The 23,878-nt window shown below is 69.1% G+C and carries 22 protein-coding genes; 10 read left to right on the forward strand and 12 right to left on the reverse strand.

Annotated elements, in window-relative coordinates; genetic code table 11:
* Positions 1-126 precede the first annotated feature (126 nt).
* Complete coding sequence (gene fer, locus ABDZ36_RS04475; protein ID WP_211313028.1) at positions 127-516, reverse strand: ferredoxin Fer; 390 nt, start codon at positions 514-516, stop codon at positions 127-129.
* Positions 517-598: 82 nt separating this feature from the next.
* Positions 599-1,777 carry an inorganic phosphate transporter gene (locus tag ABDZ36_RS04480; protein WP_211313027.1) on the reverse strand — a complete coding sequence of 393 codons (1,179 nt, stop codon included), beginning with the start codon at positions 1,775-1,777 and terminating at the stop codon, positions 599-601.
* A gap of 241 nt (positions 1,778-2,018) precedes the next feature.
* On the opposite strand from ABDZ36_RS04480, the gene hisA reads away from it, so the two are divergent.
* Genes hisA through ABDZ36_RS04495 form a run of 3 tightly spaced genes read left to right on the forward strand, consistent with a single transcriptional unit; the run spans position 2,019 to position 4,339 of the window.
* Complete coding sequence (hisA, locus tag ABDZ36_RS04485; RefSeq protein ID WP_211313026.1) at positions 2,019-2,762, forward strand: 1-(5-phosphoribosyl)-5-[(5-phosphoribosylamino)methylideneamino]imidazole-4-carboxamide isomerase; 744 nt, start codon at positions 2,019-2,021, stop codon at positions 2,760-2,762.
* A gap of 45 nt (positions 2,763-2,807) precedes the next feature.
* Positions 2,808-3,185: a phosphoribosyl-AMP cyclohydrolase gene (gene hisI, locus ABDZ36_RS04490; RefSeq protein WP_211313025.1), complete on the forward strand. Its 378-nt coding sequence runs from the start codon at positions 2,808-2,810 to the stop codon at positions 3,183-3,185.
* 2 nt (positions 3,186-3,187) lie between these two features.
* Positions 3,188-4,339: a DUF7118 family protein gene (locus ABDZ36_RS04495; RefSeq protein WP_211313024.1), complete on the forward strand. Its 1,152-nt coding sequence runs from the start codon at positions 3,188-3,190 to the stop codon at positions 4,337-4,339.
* Here the strand turns inward: ABDZ36_RS04495 and glmM are convergent.
* Positions 4,334-5,704, reverse strand: a complete 1,371-nt coding sequence (gene glmM / locus ABDZ36_RS04500; RefSeq protein WP_211313023.1) for a phosphoglucosamine mutase — start codon at positions 5,702-5,704, stop codon at positions 4,334-4,336. The two genes, ABDZ36_RS04495 and glmM, sit on opposite strands and share 6 nt — an antisense overlap.
* 36 nt (positions 5,705-5,740) lie before the next feature.
* Positions 5,741-6,157 (reverse strand): hypothetical protein, encoded by a 417-nt coding sequence (locus tag ABDZ36_RS04505; protein WP_211313022.1) that lies wholly within the window; start codon positions 6,155-6,157, stop codon positions 5,741-5,743.
* Positions 6,158-6,338: 181 nt separating this feature from the next.
* Here ABDZ36_RS04505 and ABDZ36_RS04510 point away from each other — a divergent pair, with 181 nt between their 5' ends.
* Both ABDZ36_RS04510 and ABDZ36_RS04515 read left to right on the forward strand, forming a co-directional pair.
* Positions 6,339-7,178 (forward strand): HVO_0234 family beta-propeller protein, encoded by an 840-nt coding sequence (locus tag ABDZ36_RS04510; RefSeq protein ID WP_211313021.1) that lies wholly within the window; start codon positions 6,339-6,341, stop codon positions 7,176-7,178.
* Positions 7,179-7,223: 45 nt separating this feature from the next.
* On the forward strand, positions 7,224-8,072 hold the full coding sequence (locus tag ABDZ36_RS04515; protein WP_211313020.1) for a ribose-phosphate diphosphokinase: 849 nt from the start codon (positions 7,224-7,226) through the stop codon (positions 8,070-8,072).
* Between the two features lie 12 nt (positions 8,073-8,084).
* Here ABDZ36_RS04515 and ileS read toward each other — a convergent pair whose 3' ends face one another.
* Positions 8,085-11,297, reverse strand: coding sequence for an isoleucine--tRNA ligase (gene ileS / locus ABDZ36_RS04520; RefSeq protein WP_211313019.1), 3,213 nt, complete (start codon positions 11,295-11,297; stop codon positions 8,085-8,087).
* Positions 11,298-11,401: 104 nt separating this feature from the next.
* Here ileS and ABDZ36_RS04525 point away from each other — a divergent pair, with 104 nt between their 5' ends.
* From ABDZ36_RS04525 to ABDZ36_RS04540, 4 genes are all read left to right on the forward strand, one after another.
* Complete coding sequence (locus ABDZ36_RS04525; protein WP_211313018.1) at positions 11,402-11,629, forward strand: DUF7860 family protein; 228 nt, start codon at positions 11,402-11,404, stop codon at positions 11,627-11,629.
* Positions 11,630-11,659: 30 nt separating this feature from the next.
* On the forward strand, positions 11,660-12,079 hold the full coding sequence (locus tag ABDZ36_RS04530; protein WP_211313017.1) for an HIT family protein: 420 nt from the start codon (positions 11,660-11,662) through the stop codon (positions 12,077-12,079).
* An 82-nt stretch (positions 12,080-12,161) separates the two neighbouring features.
* Entirely contained in the window at positions 12,162-13,001 is an 840-nt protein-coding gene (locus ABDZ36_RS04535) for an aldo/keto reductase (RefSeq protein ID WP_211313016.1), read from the forward strand.
* A gap of 42 nt (positions 13,002-13,043) precedes the next feature.
* Entirely contained in the window at positions 13,044-13,805 is a 762-nt protein-coding gene (locus ABDZ36_RS04540) for an AAA family ATPase (RefSeq protein ID WP_211313015.1), read from the forward strand.
* Position 13,806: 1 nt separating this feature from the next.
* Here the strand turns inward: ABDZ36_RS04540 and ABDZ36_RS04545 are convergent, their stop codons facing one another.
* Positions 13,807-14,325: a DUF7858 family protein gene (locus ABDZ36_RS04545; protein ID WP_211313045.1), complete on the reverse strand. Its 519-nt coding sequence runs from the start codon at positions 14,323-14,325 to the stop codon at positions 13,807-13,809.
* Positions 14,326-14,499: 174 nt separating this feature from the next.
* Between ABDZ36_RS04545 and ABDZ36_RS04550 the strand changes: the two genes are divergently transcribed.
* The gene (locus ABDZ36_RS04550; protein ID WP_211313014.1) at positions 14,500-15,357 is read left to right on the forward strand and encodes a transcription initiation factor IIB; all 858 of its coding nucleotides are present in this window, start codon (positions 14,500-14,502) and stop codon (positions 15,355-15,357) included.
* Positions 15,358-15,400: 43 nt separating this feature from the next.
* On the opposite strand, the gene ABDZ36_RS04555 is transcribed toward ABDZ36_RS04550, so the two are convergent.
* The 6 genes from ABDZ36_RS04555 to ABDZ36_RS04580 are packed head-to-tail and all read right to left on the reverse strand — an operon-like array spanning position 15,401 to position 23,801.
* Positions 15,401-16,057 carry a MinD/ParA family ATP-binding protein gene (locus ABDZ36_RS04555; RefSeq protein WP_211313013.1) on the reverse strand — a complete coding sequence of 219 codons (657 nt, stop codon included), beginning with the start codon at positions 16,055-16,057 and terminating at the stop codon, positions 15,401-15,403.
* Positions 16,054-16,572: a DUF7857 domain-containing protein gene (locus ABDZ36_RS04560; protein WP_211313012.1), complete on the reverse strand. Its 519-nt coding sequence runs from the start codon at positions 16,570-16,572 to the stop codon at positions 16,054-16,056. Before ABDZ36_RS04560 ends, ABDZ36_RS04555 begins: the two co-directional genes overlap by 4 nt.
* 26 nt (positions 16,573-16,598) lie before the next feature.
* Complete coding sequence (locus ABDZ36_RS04565; protein ID WP_211313011.1) at positions 16,599-17,390, reverse strand: DUF7856 family protein; 792 nt, start codon at positions 17,388-17,390, stop codon at positions 16,599-16,601.
* Positions 17,390-17,734: a DUF7855 family protein gene (locus tag ABDZ36_RS04570; RefSeq protein WP_211313010.1), complete on the reverse strand. Its 345-nt coding sequence runs from the start codon at positions 17,732-17,734 to the stop codon at positions 17,390-17,392. The genes ABDZ36_RS04565 and ABDZ36_RS04570 overlap by 1 nt, the downstream gene beginning before the upstream one ends.
* Before the next feature lie 45 nt (positions 17,735-17,779).
* Complete coding sequence (locus ABDZ36_RS04575; protein ID WP_211313009.1) at positions 17,780-18,055, reverse strand: DUF7854 family protein; 276 nt, start codon at positions 18,053-18,055, stop codon at positions 17,780-17,782.
* Positions 18,056-18,059: 4 nt separating this feature from the next.
* Positions 18,060-23,801 (reverse strand): LAGLIDADG family homing endonuclease, encoded by a 5,742-nt coding sequence (locus ABDZ36_RS04580; protein WP_343749217.1) that lies wholly within the window; start codon positions 23,799-23,801, stop codon positions 18,060-18,062.
* Positions 23,802-23,878: the final 77 nt, after the last annotated feature.

Raw genomic sequence — 23,878 nt, forward strand, 5'->3', positions numbered from 1 at the left:
CGGGCGCGCGAGAGAGGCAAAGGAGTTTCGGCGGGCAGCCGGGACGCCGCCGACCGTCGATACCGATGCGCCGCTACGCGGCGGCGCGTCACGAAAGAAAGTTCGTCGGATCGGCCCGCGGTCGCGTTAGATGACGCGGTTCTGGAGGTAGTCGAGGTGCTTTGCGTTGTAGACGATCCGGACCTCGTCCGTGGCCGGCGACCCGATGCAGGTCAGGCGCACGTTCTTCTCCTCGACCTCCTCGTCGCTGAGGATCTGCTGCATGTCCATGTCGATCTCGCCCTCCTTGATGATGGACGCGCAGTTCGCACACGCACCGGCGCGGCAGGAGAACGGCCAGTCGTAGCCCTGTGCTTCCGCGCTCTCGAGGATGTAACTCCCTTCGGGAACGTCCAGCTCACCGAAGTCCTCCTCGTCGAGCCCGGCGTCCGCAGCCTTCTCGAAGAGGTCGTCGTCGTCAATGTCCCAGCCCTGGTCGCTGACGACTTCGTAGTTCAGGTATTCGACGGTTGGCATCACCGTGAGATTTTTCGCCCGTAATGAAAGGCCTTGCTGTTTTCACGTAGTCGCCGCCGGTTTCGCGTAGCGAGTCGCGTCCTTACCGGACGACTGACGTGAGGCTGAACAGGGCGAAGGACGCCGCGGCCGCGACCGAGGGTGTGAGCACCCAGAGGATCACGACCCGGCCGACGGCAGCGGGGTCGAAAAGGTCCGCGGCGGCGAGGTCGTCGGGGTCCTCCTCGCCGATCCGGGGAACGTCACGCGGATCGTCCGCCTGCTCCTCCGCGAGCGAGCCCATCGCTATCGGTGCGCTCTCTTCGCCGCGGAGGGCGTCGTTCGCCCGCACCGTCCGTGTCGCACGCCCCCACCCAAGGCCGACGATGCACATCGTCGCAGAGACAGCAAGGCTCGCCGGTATTCCGAGCACCGAGAGGGCGGTGATGAGGCTCGCGGAGACGACCTCGACGACCAACGCGGCGAGCAGCGGGAGGTCAGTGAGGTCGTTGCCGACGGTGTCGAGCGTCCGTCGCGCGATCGTGAACGCGCCGACGGCGATGGCGACGCCGGCGAGGAGGACGCCGACGCTCGCGGAGAGGTATCCGCCGCCGACGAGCGGTGCGACGGCGTTCGCGGCGTTCGACGCGCCCGCGGAGAACGCCATGTAACAGCCGATGGCGACGACGAGGAACGCGGCGACGAACTGCCGGGCGGTCGCGTTCTCGTTCGTCCCGACCGGATAGTCGATGGGGCCGGCATCGTCCCAGACGAGCAGCCCCTTTTCGGGGACATCGAGGCGGAAGAACGCGTCCAGGTACGGGTAGGCGTACCGGCCGACGACGGCGCAGATCCAGAAGGCGAGGACGGGCGCGACGACCCACGCGGAGACGATGCGCCCCATTGTCGCCATGTGGAGGGTGCCGGTCGCCGCGCCGAGACCGGCGATCGAGCCGACGGCGGTCATCGACGTCGAGGCCGGGACGCCGTAGCGATTCGAGACGAGGAGCGCAACGCCGACGAAGAAGAGCACGCCGACGCTCGCGGGGAGCGTGAACTCCGAACTCGGGACGATCTCGCCGCCCATCGTACTGATGACGTTCCGGCCGATCGTCCACCCGCCGAGGAGGGCGAAGACGGACATGAGCACGGCCGCGCCGAGTTTCGTCACGACCTTCGAACCGACCGCCGGCCCGAACGCGACGCCCGTCGAGGAGCCGCCGATGTTGTAGCCGACGAACGCCGCGACAAGCACGCCGACGGCGAGGAGGAGCGCAGCCATCGCCTCCGGCTACGCCCGCAGCCGGTTTGAACCCGGTGATACCCCGGCGTGATCGGGGTCGCCGTGACGGCGCGCGTCGCCGTGTCCGTTGGTCGTCCCATCCGCTGATTGTCATGCTGTCCCGTCCGTGGGTCGTCCCGTCCGTGGATTGTCACGCCATCGCGTGCAGCGAGTCACGGTGCCATCGCGTGGCGCGCCGCCGAACGTTGACGTTTTTCTTCCCCGCCCTCGCAGTTCGGGTATGTTCGAGGAATTCGAGGTCGTCCCCGCGGTCGACGTCCAGGACGGTGAAGTCGTCCAGTTGGTCCAGGGCGAGCGCGGGACGGGGAAACGCTACGGCGACCCCGTGGCGGCCGCGGAGGACTGGCTAGACGCGGGCGCGGAGACGATCCACCTCGTCGACCTCGATGGGGCGTTCGAGGGCGTACGGGAGAACGAGGACGCCATCGCGGCCGTCGTCGAGGCCGTCGGCGACGACGCGGACGTGCAGGTCGGCGGGGGCATCCGGTCGTTCACCGACGCGCGCGACCTCCTCGAAATCGGTGTCGATCGCGTCATCCTCGGGACGGCCGCCGTCGAGAACCCTGCCCTCGTCGGGGAGATCGCGGACGTCTACGACGACAGCGTGCTCGTCAGCCTCGACGCCAAGGACGGCGAGGTCGTCGTCTCCGGGTGGACTGAAGGCACCGGCCTCGATCCCGCCGAGGCCGCCGCGGAGTTCGAGGACGTCGGCGCGTCGGGTGTCCTCTTCACCGACGTCGACGTCGAGGGCCAGCAGGCCGGCGTCCGCACGGACGTCGTCTCACGCGTCGTCGACGCCGTCGACATCCCGGTCGTCGCCTCGGGCGGCGTCGCGACGCTTGAGGACATTACCGCCCTGCAAGAGGCGGGCGCGGCCGCCGTCGTCGTCGGCACCGCGCTCTACGAGGGTAACTTCACGCTTGCGGAGGCCCGCGAGCGTGTCACGGGGTCGGGCGGCGACTGACGGCGCGACAGAAGACCTATCCACTCCCGACGGCATCTTCCCGGTATGAGCGAGAGCGAGTTCGGCGTGGACCTCAACTTCGGCGACGACGGCCTCGTGCCCGCCATCGCGCAGGACGCCGAGACCGGTGATGTCCTGATGTTGGCGTACGCGAACCGGGAGGCCGTCGAACGGACCGTCGAGAGCGGGCGCGCACACTACTACTCGCGCTCCCGCGAGGAACTCTGGGAGAAGGGCGCGACGAGCGGCCACACGCAGGAGATCGAGGACGTCCGCGTTGATTGCGACGGCGACGCGCTGCTCTACATCGTCGAGCAGACCGGCGGGGCGTGTCACACCGGCTATCGCTCCTGTTTCTACCGCACTATCGAGGGCGAGACCGTCGGCGAGCGCGCCTTCGATCCCGACGACGTCTACGAGTGACGATGGCCGACGCCACCGTGACGGACGACCCTGCCGACGTTTCGGGGCTCCTCACACGCCTCCACGACGCTCGCGAGCGCCTCGCCGACGCCGAGGCCGCCGTCGACGAGTACGGGGTCGACACGCTCGAACGCCTCCGCGAACACCGGAAAAACGCCCTCCGCCTCCTCGATCGCTACGAGGACTCCGCGACCGGCTCCGGCGACTTCCAGGCGTACATCGAGTTCGAGGGGAAGGTCGCGGAACTCGTCGACGACGTGGACGACGACCTCCCGCGCGCCGACGCCTTCAAGGACTACGACGACGCGCTCGACAAGCGCCGCGTCACCGAATCGGACTTCGAGCGCGCCCGCGACGCCCTCGATCCAGTTACCGATCTCACCGAGCGTCTCGACGAGCGCGCGGCCGCCCGCGAGGCCTACCAGTCCGTTCGGTACGACGCCGAGGACCGCCTTGACGCGATCGACGACGAGATTGCCCGCCTCGAACGCGTCGCTCGCCTCGCCGACGCCGATCTCGATGCCCCGGTCGACGATCTCCGCGAACCCATCGAGGCGTACGACACCGCGGCGCGCACCGCCGTCGCGGACGCGCTTGCCGAGCGACCCGCCCGCGACGTGCTCGACTGGCTCGACGCCCTCTCGGCGTTCCCGCTCGTCGACGCGCCGACCGTCCCGGCCGAACTCCTCGCGTACGTCCGCGACCACGACGCCGGCGACGAACCCATCTCGATCCTCCTCGAGTACGGCGACGACTCGCTCTCGAAACTCGAGCACTACGTCGAGGACCCCGCGGCGCTCAAACGCGTCGTCGGCGCGAACCGGTCCTTCCTCCAGCGCCTCGACGGCGACTTTCTGACGCTCGGCTGGCCGCCCGACCCTGCGGACGTCCTGCGCTACCGGGCGGACGAACTCGTCTCCGCGCTCGCGCGCCTCGACGCGGACGAGGCGGTCGAACGGCTCCGCGAGGTGCTCACGTTCGCGCGCCTCGACGCTGAGCGGTACGAACGCCTCCGCGAGGCCGCGCTCGCCCGCGCGGAACTCGACGACGACGAGCGCGAACGCGTCGCGAACGGCACGGTCGCGGACGCGCTCGCCGACGCCCGCGACGCGCGTGCCCGCCTCGCCGAAACGCTCGACGACCCCCCGTCATAACGCCGCTCGCAGCGCCTCGGCGACATCGTCCGCGAGCCCGTGGGCCCGCGACTCCGTGTGCGCCTCCGCGTAGACACGCACGACCGGCTCCGTCCCCGATGGGCGCGCGAGCACCCACGCGTCGCCATAGTCGAGGCGATAGCCGTCGATAGTCGTCAATTTGGCGTCGCCGGTCGCGGTGGCGTCGTCCGCGTACGTCTCCGCGGCCGCGAGCAGTGCCTCGCGCTCGGTCTCGTCGTCGTATGCGACGTTTACGCGGACGTTCGCGTAGCCGTCGTACGGCGCGACGACGTCGCTCGCGGCCGTCCCGTCCGCGAGCAGTTCGAGGAAGCGCGCGCCGATGTACGCCCCATCGCGGGTGATCCGGTGGTCCGGGAAGATCACGCCGCCGTTGCCCTCGCCCGCGATCGGTACGTGTTCGCCCTCCTCGCGTAGCTGTCCGATCCGCGTCATGATCCGCGTCGAGCCGATCGGCGTCAGTTCGAGGTCCGCCCCGGCGGCCTCGCAGACGTCGACGAGGCGCTGACTGACGTTCACGGCGGAGACGGCAACGTCACCGTCCGAGAGCTCGGCGGCGGCGAGCGCCGCGAACGACGCGCTGCCGTCGATGTGCGTCCCCGTCTCGTCGTAGAAGATCGCGCGATCGGCGTCGCCGTCGTGGGCGATACCGACGTCAGCGTCGCTCGCACGCACGAGTCGCCCGAGCTCGCCGAGGTTCGCCGCGACCGGCTCGGGGTCGCGCCCCGGGAAGTGGCCGTCCGGCTGGGCGTTCACTGTCACGACGCGACAGCCGAGTTCGCGGTAGAAGTCTGGGCTCGTTACCGCGCCCGCGCCGTGGCCGGGGTCGAGTGCGACCGTCAACTCCGCATCGGCGATCCGCTCGCGGTCGACGGCATCGAGAAGCCCCTCGACGTATCGCCGGCGCACCCCCTCGACGTCCCGATCTTCACCAGTTTCGTCCCACGCGACCGGCTCGAACTCCTCGCCGAGCAACACGTCCTCGATCCGTTCCAGGGCCTCGACGGGGAGTTCGACGCCGTCCGCGCCGACGAGCTTCAGCCCGTTGTACGCAGGTGGGTTGTGCGACGCCGTCACCATCACCGCCGGGATGCCCTCGTCGGCCGCGTACGCCTGCAGCCCCGGTGTCGGAACGACCCCGAGACGATCGACGTCCACGCCGACCGCCGCGAGCCCCGCGGCGACGGCGTTCTCCAACAGCCGCCCCGTCCGGCGCGTGTCGCGTCCCACGGCGATCCGCGGGTCGTCGCGGACGGTGCCGACGGCCTTCGCCACGCGGAGCGCGAACGCTGGCGTCAGTTCCTCGTTCGCGACGCCGCGCGTCCCGCTCGACCCGAACACCTGCATGGATGTCCCTTCCGCCGGACGACTCAAAGTGGTTTCCTAGTGGGTGTGCGAGCCCCCGTCGTGGCCCTTCCCGTTGCCCGGATGACGGTCTACGAGACTGACGAAGTACGCTCCGTCGCCGTAGAAGTAGACGCCGCGAAAGCCTCCCTCGCAGTAGTCGGCGAGGTCCGCCCCAAGTTCGTTACCCGTCTTTGCGTCGAGGTAGACGGGCTCCGACCACGATCCGCGTTCGCCGTCGCGCGCCCGCGAGAGCACCGTCTCCAGATGCGGATGTGCCGAGACGAACGGTTCTTTCAGCGTGCAGGTGTGCTCGCTCGCGTCCGGGTCGGCCGGCATCGCGCGGAGTTTCCACTCGCCCGACGGCCCGAAGAGTCCGAGACCCAGGCCGTTACAGCCCGCGAGCGCGCCCGCGAGGCCGGTCGCCGCCGCCGCGAGATACCGACGTCGTCGCATACTCGGTAGTCGGGACGCACGAGGGAAGTATCGCGCGGTCCGCGCCGTCAGCGGCCCGCGTGGTCCGTCTATCGCGCAACTCACGGCTCGCTGTCGCTCACCGCTCGCCTCCTCGAGGAGCCCCGCGTCGCTCGGCACCGCGGGCACAACCCTTTCTATCACCGCACCCACCACTTCCCGTATGAGCGATCACGACATCAGCCTCGACGAGAAACGCGTCTACGCCGAACAGACCGGCACCGAGACCCTGCTCGTCGGCACCGACCGTGGCCTCGCCGCCGTCGCGGTCTCGGGCGACCAGATCGGCGAGTTCGCCCTCCTCACCACCACCGAAGTCCGCGACGTCGCCGTTCGCGGGGGCACCGCGGCTGTCGCCGACCGCGAGGACGTCCGAACCACTGACGCCGGTCGGAACGCCGTCACCGGTGACGGCGACGTACCGTTCTCTCCGACTGGCTTCGGCGACGCCGTCGCCGTGAGCTACGACGCCGACACCCTGCTCGCCGCCGGCCCCGAAGGCCGCGCCGCCGTCCGCGAGGACGACGACTGGACGACGTGCGGTATGACACCCGAGGCCCGCCGCGCCGACGGGCCTCTCCTCGCCACCGTCGGGGGGGTCTATCGCGTCACTGGCGACGAAACCGCGACCGACGTGGCGCACGCCGGGCTCGACGACGCGAACGATGTTTCCGCCGCCGGCCCGTGGGCCGCCACAGACGAGGGCGTCTATCGCCTCGGCAACGGCTGGCTCGCCGAGCGCGACGGGCGCGCGACGGTCGTCGCCGTCCGTGCCGATCACGCCGCTGCGGTCGTCGACGATACGCTCCTCGAGTACGACGGCGACGACTGGAGCGAACGTGACTGCCCGCTCACCGACCTCGCGGACGTCGCCTACGGCGCGGGCGCGCTCTACGCCGTCGACTCGTCGGGGACCGTCGCCGTCGACGCCGGCCACGGCTGGCGCACTCGCACCATCGGCCTCCCCGGCGTCGCCGCCATCGCCGTCGTCGAGGCGCGTTGACGCCGGACGGAAACGCCTAACCCCTCGCTGGCACACGTTACGGCCATGATCGTCAGTGGCTCCGCCTCGCAGGGCCTCGCGTCGGCGCTCGCCGCCGAACTCGGCGAGGAGCTCGCACGCGTCGAATACGAGTCGTTCCCGGACGGCGAGCGCATCGTCCGCGTCCCGCCGGTCGATGGCCGCGCCGTCGTCGTCGCCTCCACCGTCGATGACGGTTCGTTCGTCGAACTCCTCCAGTTGCAGGACGCCGTCCGCGAGGCCGGCGCGGAGCGCGTCGTCACCATCCTCCCGTACATGGGCTACGCCCGACAGGACGAGGCCTTCGAGCCCGGCGAACCGGTCTCCGCCCGCGCGATGGCGCGCGCGATCTCTTCGGGCACCGACGCCGTCTACACCGTCAACGTCCACGAACCCGCCGTCTGCGAGTTCTTCGACGTGCCGGCGACGAACGTGGACGCGACGCCACATCTCGCCGACCCGCTCCCCGAGGACCTCCGCGATCCCGTCTTCCTCGCGCCCGACGCCTCCGCGCTCCCGCTCGCCGAATCCGTGCGGGACGCCTACGGGCCGGGCGACGCCGACTTCTTCGAGAAGGTCCGCCACACCGGGACGGACGTCGAGATCACGCCGAGCGAGACCGACGTCTCGGGTCGGGACGTCGTCGCCGTGGACGACATCGTCGCCACCGGCTCGACGATGAGCGAGGCGATCGGGCTGCTGGACGACCCGGCTCGCGTCTTCGTCGCGTGCGTCCACCCGCTGCTCGCCGCGAACGCCCGCACGAAACTCGCGAAGGCCGGCGTCGACGACGTCGTCGCCACCGACACCATCGAGCGCGCTGTCAGCGAATCCTCGGCCGCGCCCGCGGTGGCGAAGGCGCTCGGGAGAGAATAGTCACTCGCCGCCTCAGACCTGCTTGACGCCGAGGCGCATCCGCACGCCCTCGACGTCGTCGTACTCCTCGACGACCGTGTTCGCGTCGTCCGCGTCCACTTCCTCAAGCTCGCGGGCGCGGACCTCCTCGGTGATGAGGTCCGTGCGCTCGCTGACGAGCTCGGCGACGCGGTCGTCGAAGACGAGTACGTCGAGGCGGATCTCGGCCTCCATATCGAGGTCGAGGTCCTTGCGCAGCTCTTGGGTGCGCCGGATGATCTCGCGGGCGTACCCCTCTGCTTCGAGGTCGTCGTCGAGTTCCGTATCGACGTAGACGGTGCCGCCCTCGAAGGCGGCGGCGGCGACGTCGTCCGGCGTCTCCTCGCGGAACGTCACCATCTCGGGGGTGAGTTGCACCTCGCGCTCAAGCGCGTCGCGGACGGCGTCCTCCAGCAAATCGAGGTCGTCGTCGTCGACGCGCGCGGCGTTCAACGCCTCCATGACCTCGCCTGCGTCGCCGCCGAAGGCGGGCCCGAGGACGCTCATGTCGGCCTCGGCGCTGTACTCGACGTCGCCGAACGTCTCGTCCGGGCTTAGAACCTCGATCCGCCGGGCGTTGAGCCGATCGGCGAGCAGTCCGCGATAGTCGTCGACCTGCTCGGCGACGCGCTCGTCGTCGGGCGAGACGACGATGCGCGCGACCGGCCAGCGGAGCTTCCGGCCGGCCTGCTGGCGCGCGTGGTTGCCGGCCTCCTCGATCGAACGCGCGGTGTCGATGGCGTCCTCCAGGGCGGGCTGGCGGAAGCGTTCTTCCTCCTCGGGCCAGTCGCACATGTGGACGGTCGGGTGATCCGACTCGCCGGTCAGATAGCCGTACATCTCCTCGCTGACGAACGGCGCGTAGGGTGCAAGGAGCGCGACGACCTCACGCAGGACCTTGTGGAGCGTCGCGTACGCGGCGGTCTTGTTCTCCCCGATCTGCTCGGTCCAGACGCGCTCGCGGATGAGCTGGATGTAGTAGCGCGAGAGGTCCTCGACGACGAACTCGCGCAGCGCCTGGAGCGCGCGGTGTTGTTCGCGGTTCTCCCAGTACTCCTCGGTGTCGTGCTTGAGCGTCTGGAGCGTCGAGAGCAGCCACTCGTCCTCGACGGCGAGGTCGAGGTCGTCCACCGTCTGCGCCTCGGGGTCGAAGTCGTCCGCGCGCATGTAGGGCAGCGGGAAGCGAAAGACGTTCCAGAGGACGTTCAGGTCGCGCTGCATGTTCTCCATCTCGTCCCAGGAGAAGCGCATATCCTCGCCCTGCGGGTCCTGCCCGAGGAGGAACATCCGCATCGCGTCCGCGCCGTGCTTCTCGATGGCCTTGTCGGGCTGGACAACGTTGCCAACCGACTTGGACATCTTCCGGCCGTCCTCGTCGTTCGCGAAGCCGTGCATCAACACCTCGTCGTAGGGCACCTCGCCCATCGCCGCGGTGCCCATTCCCAATTGGGACCAGAACCAGCCGCGCGTCTGGTCGTGGGCCTCCATGATGAGGTCCGCCGGCCACAGCTCCTCGAAGTCCCCTTCCTCTTCGGGGTAGTTTACCGTGCCCCAGGAGGCCACCGAGCTGTCGAGCCAGACGTCGAAGACGTCCGGAACGCGCTCGTACGTCACGCCGTCCTCGGTGATAGTGACGTCGTCGACGGCGGGCTTGTGGATGTCCATTTCGGCGTCGAGGTCCTGATCGGCGCGCTCGACGAGTTCCTCGCGCGTGCCGATGACGATGCGCTCGTCGGGATGTGCGCCCTTCGTGCCCTCCTCGACCCAGATCGGGACGGGGATGCCCCAGTAGCGCTGCCGACTGACGTTCCAGTCGGGCGCGGACTCGATGAAGTCGCGGAAGCGGTTGTCCCGCGCCCAGTCCGGGTGCCACTCCGAGTCCTCCATGTTCTCGATCAGCTCGTCCTTGACGTCGGTGATCGTGATGAACCACTGATCGGTGGCGATCTGGAGGATCGGCGTGTCACAGCGCCAACAGTGGCCGTAGGAGTGCGTGACAGTGCCAGAGGCGAGTAGGTGGCCCTTGCGCGCGAGGTCCTGCGTGATGGCCTCGTCGGCGTCCTTCACGAACTGCCCCGCGTACTTGCCCGCCTCCTCAGTGTAGACGCCGTCGCCGCCGACCGGACAGAAGACCGGCAGGCCGAGTTCCTCGCCGCGCTCGAAGTCCACGTCACCGTGGCCGGGCGCGGAGTGGACGAGCCCCGTATCCTCGGCCTCGACGTAGTCGGCGTGGTAGACCTCGCCGACGCCGCGTGCGTCCGGTCGATCCGGTACTTCCTCGGCGAGCGGGTGGTCGTACTCCCACCCGAGCATGTGCGAGCCGGGGAAGGAGTCGACGATCTCGTAGTCGTCGTAGCGTCCGCGCTTCAGGACGTCCTCGACGCACGCCTCCGCGACGTAGAGGACGTCTTCGTCGACGACGTCGCCGCCCTCGCCCATCTCCGCGCCGCTGTCCGTCTTGACGGCGCGGACCTGCTGGTAGGTGATGTCCTCGCCGACCGCGACGAACTCGTTCGCCGGGATGGTCCACGGCGTCGTCGTGTAGATGACGAGGCTCCCCTCGCGATCTGTCAGGGGGAACGTCACATGGACGGTCGGGTCCTCGACGTCCTCGTACTCGACCTCGTTGTTCGCGATGGCGGTCTCACAGCGCGGACACTGGCTGATCGAGCGCTTGCCCTGCTCGACGAGGCCGCGCTCGGCCGCGCGGTTGAACCCCCACCACGCCGCCTCCATGTACGTCGGGTCGACCGTCTTGTACGGGTTCTCCCAGTCCATCCAGACGCCGAAGGACTGGAAATCGGACTGGAGCCCCTCCAGTTGTTCGTCGGCGAACTGCTTGCACTCCTCGATGAACGCCTCGACGCCGAACTCCTCGATGTCCTGTTTCGAGTCGAAGTCGAGTTTCTCCTCGACCTTCGTCTCGATCGGGAGGCCGTGCATGTCGTAGCCCGGCCGGTCCGTCACGTCGTAGCCGTTCATCCGGTAGTAGCGGATGTAGGCGTCCTTCAGGGACTTATTCCACGTCGTCCCCATGTGGGCCGCACCGCTCGTGTAGGGCGGGCCGTCGACGAAGAAGAAGTCCTCGCCGTCCTCGCGGTGTGCCTTCGTCTGCTCATAGGCGTCCACCTCGTCCCAGTAGTCGAACACCCGGTCCCGAACCGCCTCGGGATCGTACTGCTCCGGGGGTTCGGCGAATCGGTCCATGCCCCATCCGTCTCCCTCCTCGGTGAAAGGAGAATCGGTCCCGCGCCCGCGGGCGCGCCGTGCTCGGGCGAAACGCTTTCGACGTACAACCGACTTCGGGACCTATGGGCCGCTACGGTGACATCGACTATCCGACGCTGACGAAACGTGCGACGCTCCTCTCCGTCTGCCTCGTCCTCGGCGGGTTCCTCCTCGCCGACGCCGGGCCGGCGCTCCTCGGGTCGATCCCCGGCTGGGCGATGACTACCGCCGTCGATGCCGAGGGGCTCGGCGCGCTCGGGATCGTCCTCTGTCCGCTCGTCTTCGGCGTCGTGCTCCCCCTCACCGAATAACTAAGGCCGCACCGCGCGCACGACTCGTACATGAGTGACGACTGCATCTTCTGTTCGATCGTCGCTGGTGACATCCCCGGCCGTATCGTCGCCGAAACCGACGGCGCGCTCGCGTTCCTCGACGCGAACCCGCTCGCACCCGGCCACACGCTCGTCGTCCCGACGAGTCACTGCCAGCGGCTCGCCGATCTCGACGCCGAGGAGTCGCGCGCCGTCTTCGACCTCCTCTCCGACCTTGCCCCTGACGTCGAGGCGGCCGTCGACGCCGACGCGCTCACCGTCGGGATCAACGACGGCGAAGCCGCGGGCCAGGAAGTCCCGCACGTTCACGCCCACATCATCCCGCGTTTCGAGGGTGACGGCGGGGGTCCCATCCACGCGGTCGCGGGCGAACGCCCGCATCTCGACGACGAGGAACTCGACGACATCGCCGCGCGGATCGAAGGCTGAGACGCGGGCACCACTGGACGCGTCCCCGACGGTTGCCGCCGTCCGAACCACTAAGGTTGTTCCGACCGCCCCTCTTTGTGAGATGCCCGCACCTACCGTGACACTCGAGAGCGGCGACGAACTCCCGACGGTCGGCGTCGGGACGTGGGACATCGGCGGCGAGACCGTGCAGGACGCCGTCCGAGCCGGCCTCGACGCCGGCTACACCCACGTCGACACCGCCGAGGGCTACCACAACGAGGCCGCGATCGGCGACGTCCTCACCGACTACGAGCGCGACGACCTCTGGCTCACCTCGAAGGTCCTCCCGAAACACCTCACCTACGACACCCTCATCGAGTCCTGTGAGGCCTCCCTCGACCGACTCGGCACCGACTATCTCGACCTCTACCTCGTCCACTGGCCGAACCCCGCGATCTCCGTCCGCGAGACGATGGACGCGATGGCGACGCTGAAAGAGCGCGGCCTCGTGAAGAACGTTGGCGTCTCCAACTTCAGCGCTTATCAGCTCTCCTGCGCGCAGCACGTCAGCGACGTACCCATCGCCGTCAATCAGATCGAGTACCACCCGTGGTTCCAGCGCGACGACCTCGTGGACTACTGCCGTTCGAGTGACACCGTGATCGAAGCCGCCGCGCCGCTCGCGCGCACCGAGGTTTTTGCGGACGAGGTCGTCCAGGACCTCGCCGAGACGTACGAGAAGTCGCCCGCGCAGATCGTGCTCAAGTGGGCCGTCGAGAACGACGTTGTCGCCCTCCCGAAATCCTCCTCGCCCGAGCACGTCGAGCAGAACCGCGAGCTGTTCGACTGGGAGCTCGACGACGCCGATCACGCCCGCCTCGACGAACGCGACCGGAACCACCCGGTCTACGACACGCCCGCGAACGACTGGACGGACGACGACTACGGCATCAACGAGTAGCCCGCCGCCGCGCTTTTATCCGGGCCGCTCGCCGATACGCGTATGCCCGCATCCGAACCGCGTACCCTCGCCGTCGTCGGCGCGGCCGGCGGCGTCGGCGCGACTCGCCTCTCCGTCGAGGCCGCCGCGCTCGTCGCCGCGGCCGGTCACGACGCGATCGTGCTCGACGCGAACTACGCGACGCAGGGGCTCTCAACGTACGTCGACGCCCGTCTCGACCCCGATTCGACGGCGCTCGCGATCGACCCCGAACTCGCCGTCGACGACGCGGCGTATCCGCTCGATACGCCCGGTGACGGTACGCTCACACTCGCCCCGTCACACGCGCCGTTCGGTCGCGTTGCCGACGCCAACGCCGCAGAGGCGGCCGAACGATTCTCCGAACGCATCGGCGAAGCCGCCGACAGCTACGACTACGTCTTCGCCGATACGCCGCCCGTCGTGACGAACCCCGCCGTCGCGGCCGTCACGAGCACTGATCAGCTCGCGCTCGTCACGCACTCCGACGAACGTGGGCGGGACGCCCTTGCGCGCGAACGCGGCCGCCTCGCCGACGTCGGCGTCGATAGCGACCCGATCGTCGTCGCCAACCGCGCGAGTGACGACGCGCTCGCCGATGCGGCCGTCACCGCTCCTGAGGCCGACCTCGGGCCGGAGCGTGACGCACCGGCCGTCACGCCCACCGAACCCGACGACTACACCCGCGCTGTCGCGTCGCTCGTTGAGCACGCGTTCGCCATCGACGATCTCGTTCCCGAGACGAGCGCCGGTTTCCTCGCGGGCCTCCGCCGCCGTCTCGACTGAGCTATCGGAGCGCGTCCGGTGTCTCACACGCCTCCGCGAGCGCCTCCCGGTCCCGTCGGCCGAGCGACCGCGAATCCGGCTCGCGTGCCGCTGCGACGACCGCCGCCGCGCCCTCAGCTGGCGGGTGGGTCGCGCAGTACGCCCCAAGGGCGAACTCGGTGTCGCTCGCTCCCGAGAGCGTCACCGCCTCGCTCCGCGTGAGCCCGCCATCTAGCCAGTCCGCGACGATCTCGCGCGCGAGCGGTGACAGCGGGTTGACGCCGCCGACCCCGAGGACGTGCAACGCTTTCGCCCCGGTGGTTGGTGCGATTCCGGCCGCGGCCGCGGCGGCTCCGACGCTCGTCCCCGCGCCGTAGGCGTCGAGGAGCGTCGCCGCGACCGCCACGGGACACGGCAGGTCGTCCGCGTACGGTGCCAACCGCTCCGCGAGCGGGGCGTCCGTCGCGTCGACCGTCGCGACCCCCCGCTCACGCTGTGGCGTCGTGATCGTCAACCCCGCCGCGATGTCCGAGAGCCCCATCATCACCCTATCCGTCCGCTCCCGTACATGAACGTACCGTTCAGGCTGACTCTCGCGCCCGAATTCACACGATTCCGAACGTCCCGGTGACCGGGACGTTCCGCGGTCCATCGACCGACCGAACGCGGCCCTCCGTCGATCACTTAAGTACTCGTTCGGCACCAAGTTGTGAGTATGAGCCAGGCGACGACGACCTGCCCCGAATGCACCGGCGACCTCGAACGCGACAGCCACGAAACCGTCTGCACGCAGTGCGGGCTCGTCGTCGACACCGATCGACTCGATCGCGGCCCCGAGTGGCGCTCGTTCGCCGACGACGACCGGAACCGCGAACGCGTCGGCGCGCCGCTCACCCGATCGCGCCACGATCGCGGTCTCAGCACCGAGATCGGCTACTCCTCGCGGCTCACCGGCCGCAAACGCCGCCAGTTCGCGCGCCTCCGCCGCCAACACAGCCGCGCACAGGTCGCCTCGAAGGCCGAGCGCAACCAGATCTACGCCTTCACCGAGATCCGCCGGCTCGTGAGCTCGCTCTCGCTCACCTACGGTGTCCGCGATCAGGCCTGCGCGCTCTTCGACAGCGCCCAGTCGGAGGGGCTCCTCCGCGGGCGCTCCCTGGAAGGGTTCGCGGCAGCCGCCGTCTACGCCGTCTGCCGGACGAACGGCGTCGCGCGCACCGTCACCGAGATCGTCGCCGTCGCGCGCGCCGACGAGAACGAGCTCCGCGCCGCGTACACCGCGATGAACCGCGACCTCGGGCTCCCGACCGGCCCGATCGACGCCCGTGAGTACATCCCGCGCTTCGCCACCGAACTCGACGTTCCCCGCGTCGTCGAACGCCGTGCCACCGAACTCGCCGCCGACGCCGCCGAGAGCGGGTCGACCGGCGGCCGCAAACCCAGCGGCGTCGCCGCCGCCTGCCTCTACGCTGCCGCCCGCGAGGAAGACCACTCACTCACCCAGCAGCGGGCCGCCGACGCCGCGGATGTGACGCCCGCGACGCTCCGCAACGCCTACTACGCGCTCGACTGAAACCGCGAAAACCGCCGTTCTCCGACTGTTCCGTTCTCCCGACTCAGATCCCGCACGCCCGCACCGCGTCGGCGAGCGCCGCGAACCCCGCGCTCGCCGGTGCGTCCGGGAACAGCGCGCTCGTCGGATAGCCGTTCCGCCGCGCTCGACGCACCGACTCGTCCGCCGGGATCGCCACGCCCGGTGCGCCGAGCGCTCGTTCCACCGCTTCGGGGATTCGCTCGGCGCGGTTGTACGCGATCGCGGCCACTCCCGCGTCGAACGACCGGGCGAGTTCGCGCACCCGGATCGCGTCCGCGAACGCCGGCCGCTCCGGTGCGGTGACGACGACGCAGGCGTCCGCGACCGCGAGCGGGACGCCGACGTCCGCACGCATCCCGGCCGCACAGTCCACGACGACGTCGCCGTACTGTCGTGCGACGACCGCTAACACCTCGCCGAGCCGGCCGACATCGCACGCTCGCGCGCCGGCCAGCGTGCGCCCGCAGGGGAGGATCGACACTGCACCGCCCTCACGAACGCTCTCGATCGGTGACGCGCGTCCCGCGAGCACGTCGTGCAGGTCCGGTCCGCGCGCCGTCGGGAGGTCCGCCATCGTGAGATCAGCGTCCACGACGACGGCGTCGAGGTGTGCGCCGAGTTCGAGCGCGACCGTCGACGTCCCGACGCCGCCCTTTCCGCCGACGACGGCGAGTATCACGCGCCCCCCGCGAGCGTTCGGAGGTGTTCGTCGACGGCCTCCAGCGCCCGCCGATCGGCCTCGCTCGCCGTCCCATCGCCGACCCGATCCGCGACGCCGTCGAGCCACGTCGCCACCGCCGGCGGGATCGGCTCCGTCGTCGGCGTCCCGTTCGGCCCGCTCTCGGCCGGCGGACGCGGATCGTCGAGGTCGCGCAGCGCGTCGGCGACCGTCGCCGCCGTCGCCGTCGTCGCCTCCGCTCGTTCCGTCCACGCCACGCGACACGGGTCGTCCGCGGGTGCGCCCCCACAGGCGTAGCCGAGCGCGAGCGTCCCGCCGCCCGCGACGACACCCTCGAATCCGTCCCCGTTCCAGCCGTCGACGGCGACGCCGTCCTGCGTCGGGGGACGGACGACACTGTCCAGTTCGTTCGCGATGCGGACCCGCCGATCCGTCTCACCGTCGTTCCGTACGACCGCCGTGACGAGCGTGACGCCGCCGTGATCCGTCGCGGCGCTCTTGATGCTGATCGACACATCCCTCCGTGGTTCCCCGTTCGGGCTTAAACGCGCGCCGCGACAAGCACCACGGGCGCGCCGAGACACGCGGTCGCCCGCGTCGCCCGCTCGAACGGGCCGCCCGCGATCACCAGCGGTGCCCGGACGCGCGCCACTCGCGCGAGCGCGAGGACATCCCGCCACGGCCCGGCCGGGACGGCGCGTTGTGCGCGTTCATACGAGGGCTCGATCGCCAGCGCGAGCGCCCGCTCGCTTTCTCGCTCCCGCCGCCGGATCTCGTCCACCAGCTGGAGCCGCCGCTCGCGCTCATCTCGAACCGCGCGGACCTCTCGACGGAGGCGCTGGTGCGTCTCGTCGGCCGCGACCCGCTCTGTCTCCGCGTCGGCGAGCGCCACGATCGCCGCCCGGTGAGCGTTCTTAACGCCGTCGTCCGTCACACCGGCGTCCCTGAGCGCCGCGAGCTTCCCGCCGAGGCGCTCGACGCGCTCGCGGCGCACCGTGACGTCTTCGGTGACGCTCGCGATTCGCTCGCGTGCCGCGCGCAGCCCCCGTATCTCGGGGAGCGGTTCGGCCACCGCTGATCGGAGCGCGCCGAGCGCTTCCGCCTCCGGGTCGTCGTACCCCCGCGATCGCGCTGCCGCGGCCAGCGCCGGGCGGCCGACATCTCGCGCTCCGTCGAGCAGTCCGACGTACTCGTGGATTGCCGTCGGTGTCGGACACTCGACCCATCCGTCGGGGTTGCGGACCGCCGCGAGGGCGTCGGCTTCTGACACGCCCGTTTCCCGCAGATCGAGGGCGTTCGTCCGCACCGTCTCGCCGTCGACGTGTGCCCGCATCAGTCCGCGAGCGGCGTCTCGCGCATCGTGTCCGGGTCCGGGTAGTCAGCCCCCACGGCGAACTTCGCGTACGACGTGCTCGGCGAGTCACGCGCCTCGTACGCCGTCGCGGCGTCGCGGACGTGTTTGGGGACGTCACGGAATTCGTTCAGCGGCTCGGTGCGAGCGACCTCGACCGCGGTGTCGAAGCGTTCGCGGAGACGACACGCGACGAACGCCCCGTACTCCGTCTCCCGCAGGAGGACCGCCCGGCCGAAGCGCCGGACCACCGTCTCCGAGTGCGTCGAACAACTGTTCCGAAGGGCCTGTCTCGCGGCCCGCGAGTACGCGACGATCAGTAACACCCCGGTAGAAGAGCGACCGGTGGATAAAACGCCGCCGGTCGGACACTACGAGAGACGGGAGACCGACGCCCGCACGTCGGGGTCGTCGACGAGCGTCGCGACCCGCTCGCGTGCCTCGCGCTCGGTCGTCGCGAGCACCACGAGTCCCTCGACGGCCGGATCGCCTGATGCCCGCCACGCCGCGAGGTCGCCGTCGTAGTCCGTCGCGTACGTCCGTAGAATCGAACAGACCCGCTCCTCCGCGCTCGCGAGGTCCGTCTCGCCGCGCTCGAGATCCGCCAAGGCCTCCTCGACGTTCCGGAGCGCGCTGATGCGGTCCATCGCCTCAGGTCGTCCGCAGGTGGCCGTTCGAGGGCTCGTAGACCTCGCCCTGTTTCTTCAGCTTCTCGATCTCGTGTTCGGCCTTCGAGCGCTCCATCCCGACCTCCTCGGCGCGCGCCATCACCTCCTCGGTCGGTGCGCCCTCCTCGAAGTCGTCCTCGATGTCCTCGATGAGCGCCCGCAGGCTCTTGATGCGATCGCGCTGGCTCTTCGACGTCCCGGTCTCGACGACGTCCGCGTCGAACTCGCCCGTCTCGGGATCGACGCCGATGGCCTCCAAACACGAACGCACGATGGCGATGACGCGCTCTGCGTCCTGCTTCTCGACCGTATCGGAGAGCCGAACGCGCGCGGAGGCCTCCGCGAGACGCACGAGCGCCTCCAGCTTGCGGGCCGTCACCGGCACCGGTGCGTCCTCGTCGGACCCCTCCGCACGCAGATCGACGTAGAACTCCTCGATCGCCGCGCGCGCCTCGTCGCTCATCGCCGGATAGACGTTCCGACGGGCGTACGCGATGTACTTCCGCAGGAGCTGGGCGTCGATCTCGGGTGCGACTTCGTTCGTCTGCGCTGCGACTTCATCCTCCGTGTAGTTCGCCGACGCGAGGTGTTCGCGCTGCGTGTGGAGCTCGCCCGCGTAATTCGTCTGGAGGATGTGTTCGGCGAGTCGGGCGTCCTCCTCCGGGTCCGGTTGGTCAGTGACCGTGAAGATCAGATCGAAGCGCGAGATGAGCGCCGGCTCGAGGTCGATCTGCTCGCCGATCGACTCGTACTGGTCGAAGCGGCCGTACTTCGGGTTTGCAGCGCCGAGTAGCGAACACCGTGACTTCAGCGTGGCGTTTATGCCTGCCTTCGACACCGAGATCGAGTTGTGGAGGACGACGCCCTTGCTCACGAACGTGTTCGTCGGCTCGACCGTGACGTCGTACACCCACTCTTGGTCCTCGTTCGGGACGGTTTCGACGTCCGTCACGCGGTAGTACCGGAGGTCGCACGCGGCGTCGAGCGCCGACGCGCGAGCCTCGAACTCGTCGAGCGCGCCACCGACGGCGTCGCGTGCACGCTCGGCCAACTCGGCGCGCCGCGTCTCGTCGTAGCCGCCGTCCTCAGCGTAGTGGATCGCGCTCGTCGTCTCGCCATCGAGTCGTTCGGCCACCTGCCGGCCCGACCACCCGATCGCGGATCGAACGTCCGCGAGGCCGTTCGCCCCATCGAGCGCCTCCCGAACCGCGTCGGCACGCTTACGGAGGTCTTCGAGTTCGGACTCGACCGTCTCGACGCGAACGCCGAACCCCTCGTCGACGTTCGATTTGAACTGGCCGGTGAGTCGGACGCCGAGGAGCCGCTTGAGGTCGCGGATCTCCTCGGCCGCGCTCGTCGGCAACACATCGTGGTGTCGGGGCGTCTCGTTGCTCCGCTCGACGAACGCCCGGGCCGCCTCGTGGCGATCGTCCGCCTCCGAGACGACGGCGTCGACGAACCGTTCCGTCGAGTCGCCCATCGCGTACACCTTCCACGAGTCCTCGGCGCTGTCGTGGTGTATCCGCGAGGCGACGCCGATCTTGCCGAGCGCGTCCGCGTAGTCCTCCGCGAGCCCGTCCGACGCCGTCGAGAACGCCATCGCTTCGCTCTCGACGCCACCATCCCCGGCGAACGCACCGACGAGGAACCGTCGGATTTCCTCCGCCGACGCGCCGAGTACCTTCGCGGGGACCCGCTTCTCCCGCGCGGTGTGCATGACCTCGGGGACGTTCCGCTCGAACCACCGGTAGAGGCGGGTCGACACCCATCGTTTCGTGACCGTCCCCGCCTCGTTCGTCGCGTCGGCGCTCTCGATCCCGAAGACCCGCTCGGCGAGCGTGGCCGCGCGGGCGAGGAGCCGCTCGTCCTGGTTCGAGAACCCGATCTCGTGGGACGACCCGGCGTACGAGTGGCCTTCCGCGACGAGGAGGCCGAGGAACTCCGCGAGGTCCCCGCTCATCGTCTCCGGCAGTCGGACCTCCTTCTCCCGCCCGTCGACCGACGGCTCGTCGTCGAGTTCGACCGCGGCCGCCGAGTTCGGCGTCTTCCGCGGCGCGGGCACGAACGCCCCGGTCTCGACGTCGCGCGCGTCGACCGTCTCGCCGTCCATCCCGACGAACAGCGGGTGCTCGGGGGTGACGGTCACCTCGCGACCGTTCGAGAACGACACCCGGACGAACTCGTCGGGGGCCTCGTGCCGGCTCACGCGGTCGACCGGGACCTTCTCCGTCGTGTTCGTCTCCAGGTCCGTCGAGTGCACGCGGACGTCGTCCACGGGGAGGATCTCGCAGTTCACGCCGTCGACGACCTCGTCCGCGTTCGCCGCCATCAGATCGTCGACGAACGCGCCGATCTCGACGCGCCGCCCGTCGGCGAGGAAGACCTCTGTGTCGCCGTGGTACGACTGCTGTTCGAGCGCTTCGTGCATGGCCGACCGGTCGTCGGGAGCCATCTTGTCCAGCTCGTCGACCGCCGCGATCCCCTGGTCGGCGAGAACGAGCGCGCCGGCTTCTAGGGTCCACTGCTGGCCATCGCCGAAGTCGTCGCGTACGGCCGCCGCGGTGTTGTGGGCGACGATGCCGTTACCGACGAAGTTGTGCGTCTCGGGAACCGTCAGGTCGAACACTTCCTTCTCGCCCGTGTCGACCGCGGCGACGACCTCGTCCCACCGCAAGTCGGCGTCGACGGCCTCCTCGACGAGCGGTTCCGCGCCGCCGAGATCGAGGTCGTTCAGCATCGCTCGTGCCCGACCTCGCCCGGGGTTGTCCCCTCGGTTGACGTTCATGTAGTAGTCGCCGCTCGGCCCGTTGACGGTCGCGAGTGCCGACCCGACCGGGATCGTCTCCTCGCGTCGGGCCGCGTCGCCGGCAACCCCGTCGAGCGCGACCCGCTTCGCCGCCGACTCGAAGCCGATCACGTCGGCGTACCGTTCGATGTTCGCGCCGTAGAGTTCGACGAAGTGCTGGACGTGCTTCGACTCGATCGTCCGTCCATTAGCGAGTTCGTACGTTCCGCGGCGGTCGCGTTCGCGCGTCCGAGCGCGGACGCCGTACGTCTCCAAGATCGCCTGCAGTTGCTCGGAGAGGCGTTCGCTGATCGTGGAGAGGAGGACGCTCGATCCGCCGTTCGATCGCTGTGAGACGGCCCCATCGGCGTCCATCAGTCCGCGGACGAACGCATCGGCGTGCTCGGCGGTGGTGAACCGTGGATCGAGCGCGAGATCCGCCTTCGGAGTCCGCATACCGACGTTCGCGAACAACCGTGCGATCGTCGCGTTACTCACTCGGATGCACGGCACTCGCTCGTCCTGCCGCTCGATCTCGACGTGCTTGTCGAACTTTTCCGCGAATATCTCCCGTGCTCGTTCGAGCAGCGATTCGTCGCCGTTCGAGAGCCGGACGAGCCCACGGTTATCCCCACGTCGGTCGAGTGCGATGTCGCCGTCTCCAAAGACGAGACCGACGAGGTACATCAGGTCGTCGTCGAACACCTCCGGGATCCGAACGCTGTCGCCGTGCCGGAGCATCGTCCGCTCGTAGGTCACGTCGTCTCGGGTCGCGTCGACGGCATCGAGAACGACGTCGAGTTTTTCCGGGGCCACATGCCGGTTGCGAAGTGAGTCGTAGACGAAGTCCTCGGAAATCCCGAGTTCCGCCGCCGCGTCGCGGAGTGTCCCGAACCGCTCCACGAGCGCGTCCCGAACGAACGAGACGGACGTGTCGTCGATTTTCACCTTCTCCTCGGTGAGTTCGAGGAAGTTCCGCACATGGAGCTCCGATCGTTCGATGTTGTCGTAGCGCGGGGCTGCGACGTGGTCGCCCGCCTCTATCTCCGAGATCGGCTTCCATTCGATCCCCGACTTCCCACACGTCAGAACGGGCGTGTTCACCGACGCCTCGATCTCTTTCCCGTGGGCCGTCTCGATGCGTCGACACGGCTTCTCCGGCATCCGCCAGAGGTGGGAGGTCGAACGCGTGTCGATCGCACCGTCGTCGCGGTCGAAGGTGTAGAGCTCGACGGCGTCCTCGACAGCGGTCTCCTCGTCGACCGGTTCCGGGAGCCGTTCCGAGACGATGTCGCGGATCTCTCGGACCCCTTCGGCCGTGTGGACGAGCGTATCCCCCGTAACACAGAGCCCCGCGGAACTCGACCCTTTCCCCGAGGTGTAGACGGATCGCGGCGCGATGTTCTGGACGTACGACAGGAGCTGTGAGTTGTGCGAGACGACGCCGTTCGAGAGGTACGTGTGCGTCCCCTCGACTTCGAGGTCGTACACCCACTCCTCGGCGGGTTCGACGCGCTCGATGGATCGAATCGGCTCGAACGCTACCTTCTCTCCCACCGTTGCCCCTGCCGCCATCGCCGTCGTGCCGCCATCAGTCACCGTACGCGGTGCGACTGCGACGAACTCGCCTTCCGTGAGGTCCTCGGCCCGTCGGGCTTCGACGTGGCCGCCCGACTGCACGAACAGCGGATGGGACGGCGTCACGTCGAGTTCGCGCCCGCTCGCCGTGCGGACGCGATACATCTCCTCGGGAGCCTCGCGCTTCCACACCTTCGTCGCTCGCCGCTCCGTGAGTGATCCGTTGGCCTCCATCGACGGGAGCGGGATGTCCACGGCGTCCCAGACGCCGTCGTCGACCGGGGTCGGGTCGTCGAGGTTCTCTTCGACGATTTCCCGAATCGGTCGCTCCGTCCCGTCGTCGAGCGTGACACGGGTATCGCCGTCGAGACACTTTCCCGTCCCGGGGTCCCCGATGAGGAGCATATGGAGGTCGCCGCGGATCCGCGAGCCGTCCGGAAGGTGTTTGGTGACGCCGCTGAAGAGCTGAAGGAGCATCGCCAGTTTCGCCTGTCGGTGGCCGTAGATGGAGGGCGCGACGGAGTCCACCATGTCCTCGTAGATGTTCGGGCGCTGGGAGATCCCGATGATCTCCTCCTTGTCGTCGCTCGTGATCTCCATGTCCTCGAACTGCTCGTCCTCAATCTCGACGTGGTTGCCCTCCATGTAGACGTCGAAGATCGGACTCTCGTTGGAGCCCTCGCTCTGATCGAGACGCAGCGACCCCGTGGCGGTGACGTGATCGCCCGGCGTCACCTGCCCGGTGAGGTCGTCCTCGACGTGGACGTCGATGTTCTCGGGTGTCTCACCGCCGGCGAGCCCCTCGGGGTTCTCCTGGATGCGCAGCTTCTGCGCGTCGATGAACTCCGACTTCTCGGGGTCGAGTTTGAACGGGCCTTGGCGCTCACAGGATTCGCACTGATACGGCTCCTGAAAGCCCGAATCCGACTGGGGGACCTGGGTCTCGTAGTTACACCGCTGGCAGACGAACACCGCCTGCTCGATCTTCGGGCGTACCTCCGTCGCCTTGCGGATGATCCCCTGTATGGCGATGAAGGTGTTGAGGTGCTCGGAGCGCAGCGCGCGGATCTCCGTCGACTCAGCGATTCCGCGCACGCGGACGTGCGCCTGACCGAGCGAGACGTCGATCGGCAGGTCGTAGCGCCGGAGGGCCTCCTCGGCGGCCTCCTGATACCGATCGGGGTAGCGGAGGTAGTCGTCCGCGAGGTCCGCGTCAAACTGGTAGAGGTCGCCCCAGTCGACGCGTAGGCTCTTCTGGTCGCGCGGGTAGTTCCGTGCGAGGTTGCCGACCTCGTCCGAGTAGTAACGCCGCAGAAACGTCTCGAAGCGGTCGACGAGTTCCTGATCCGTAGCCTGAGCCATTCGCTCACGTAGGTAACGCGCGACGCCCTAAGAAGGTTCGCAAAGGGGGGTGAAACTGAACACACGTCGAGCGGACG

Origin of the sequence: Halarchaeum salinum (assembly GCF_039520965.1) — an archaeon.
GTDB classification, from domain to species: Archaea; Halobacteriota; Halobacteria; order Halobacteriales; family Halobacteriaceae; genus Halarchaeum; species Halarchaeum salinum.

Excerpts from the sequence above, each read along its gene's own strand:
- ABDZ36_RS04495 (WP_211313024.1), top strand. The coding sequence starts at position 3,188 with ATGGCCGACGCCACCGTGACGGACGACCCTGCCGACGTTTCGGGGCTC.
- glmM (WP_211313023.1), bottom strand. The coding sequence starts at position 5,704 with ATGCAGGTGTTCGGGTCGAGCGGGACGCGCGGCGTCGCGAACGAGGAA.
- ABDZ36_RS04510 (WP_211313021.1), top strand. The coding sequence starts at position 6,339 with ATGAGCGATCACGACATCAGCCTCGACGAGAAACGCGTCTACGCCGAA.
- ABDZ36_RS04540 (WP_211313015.1), top strand. The coding sequence starts at position 13,044 with ATGCCCGCATCCGAACCGCGTACCCTCGCCGTCGTCGGCGCGGCCGGC.
- ABDZ36_RS04530 (WP_211313017.1), top strand. The coding sequence starts at position 11,660 with ATGAGTGACGACTGCATCTTCTGTTCGATCGTCGCTGGTGACATCCCC.
- hisA (WP_211313026.1), top strand. The coding sequence starts at position 2,019 with ATGTTCGAGGAATTCGAGGTCGTCCCCGCGGTCGACGTCCAGGACGGT.
- ABDZ36_RS04525 (WP_211313018.1), top strand. The coding sequence starts at position 11,402 with ATGGGCCGCTACGGTGACATCGACTATCCGACGCTGACGAAACGTGCG.
- ABDZ36_RS04580 (WP_343749217.1), bottom strand. The coding sequence starts at position 23,801 with ATGGCTCAGGCTACGGATCAGGAACTCGTCGACCGCTTCGAGACGTTT.
- ABDZ36_RS04550 (WP_211313014.1), top strand. The coding sequence starts at position 14,500 with ATGAGCCAGGCGACGACGACCTGCCCCGAATGCACCGGCGACCTCGAA.
- fer (WP_211313028.1), bottom strand. The coding sequence starts at position 516 with ATGCCAACCGTCGAATACCTGAACTACGAAGTCGTCAGCGACCAGGGC.
- ABDZ36_RS04515 (WP_211313020.1), top strand. The coding sequence starts at position 7,224 with ATGATCGTCAGTGGCTCCGCCTCGCAGGGCCTCGCGTCGGCGCTCGCC.
- ABDZ36_RS04575 (WP_211313009.1), bottom strand. The coding sequence starts at position 18,055 with ATGGACCGCATCAGCGCGCTCCGGAACGTCGAGGAGGCCTTGGCGGAT.
- ABDZ36_RS04480 (WP_211313027.1), bottom strand. The coding sequence starts at position 1,777 with ATGGCTGCGCTCCTCCTCGCCGTCGGCGTGCTTGTCGCGGCGTTCGTC.
- ABDZ36_RS04545 (WP_211313045.1), bottom strand. The coding sequence starts at position 14,325 with ATGGGGCTCTCGGACATCGCGGCGGGGTTGACGATCACGACGCCACAG.
- ABDZ36_RS04535 (WP_211313016.1), top strand. The coding sequence starts at position 12,162 with ATGCCCGCACCTACCGTGACACTCGAGAGCGGCGACGAACTCCCGACG.
- ileS (WP_211313019.1), bottom strand. The coding sequence starts at position 11,297 with ATGGACCGATTCGCCGAACCCCCGGAGCAGTACGATCCCGAGGCGGTT.
- hisI (WP_211313025.1), top strand. The coding sequence starts at position 2,808 with ATGAGCGAGAGCGAGTTCGGCGTGGACCTCAACTTCGGCGACGACGGC.
- ABDZ36_RS04565 (WP_211313011.1), bottom strand. The coding sequence starts at position 17,390 with ATGCGGGCACACGTCGACGGCGAGACGGTGCGGACGAACGCCCTCGAT.
- ABDZ36_RS04505 (WP_211313022.1), bottom strand. The coding sequence starts at position 6,157 with ATGCGACGACGTCGGTATCTCGCGGCGGCGGCGACCGGCCTCGCGGGC.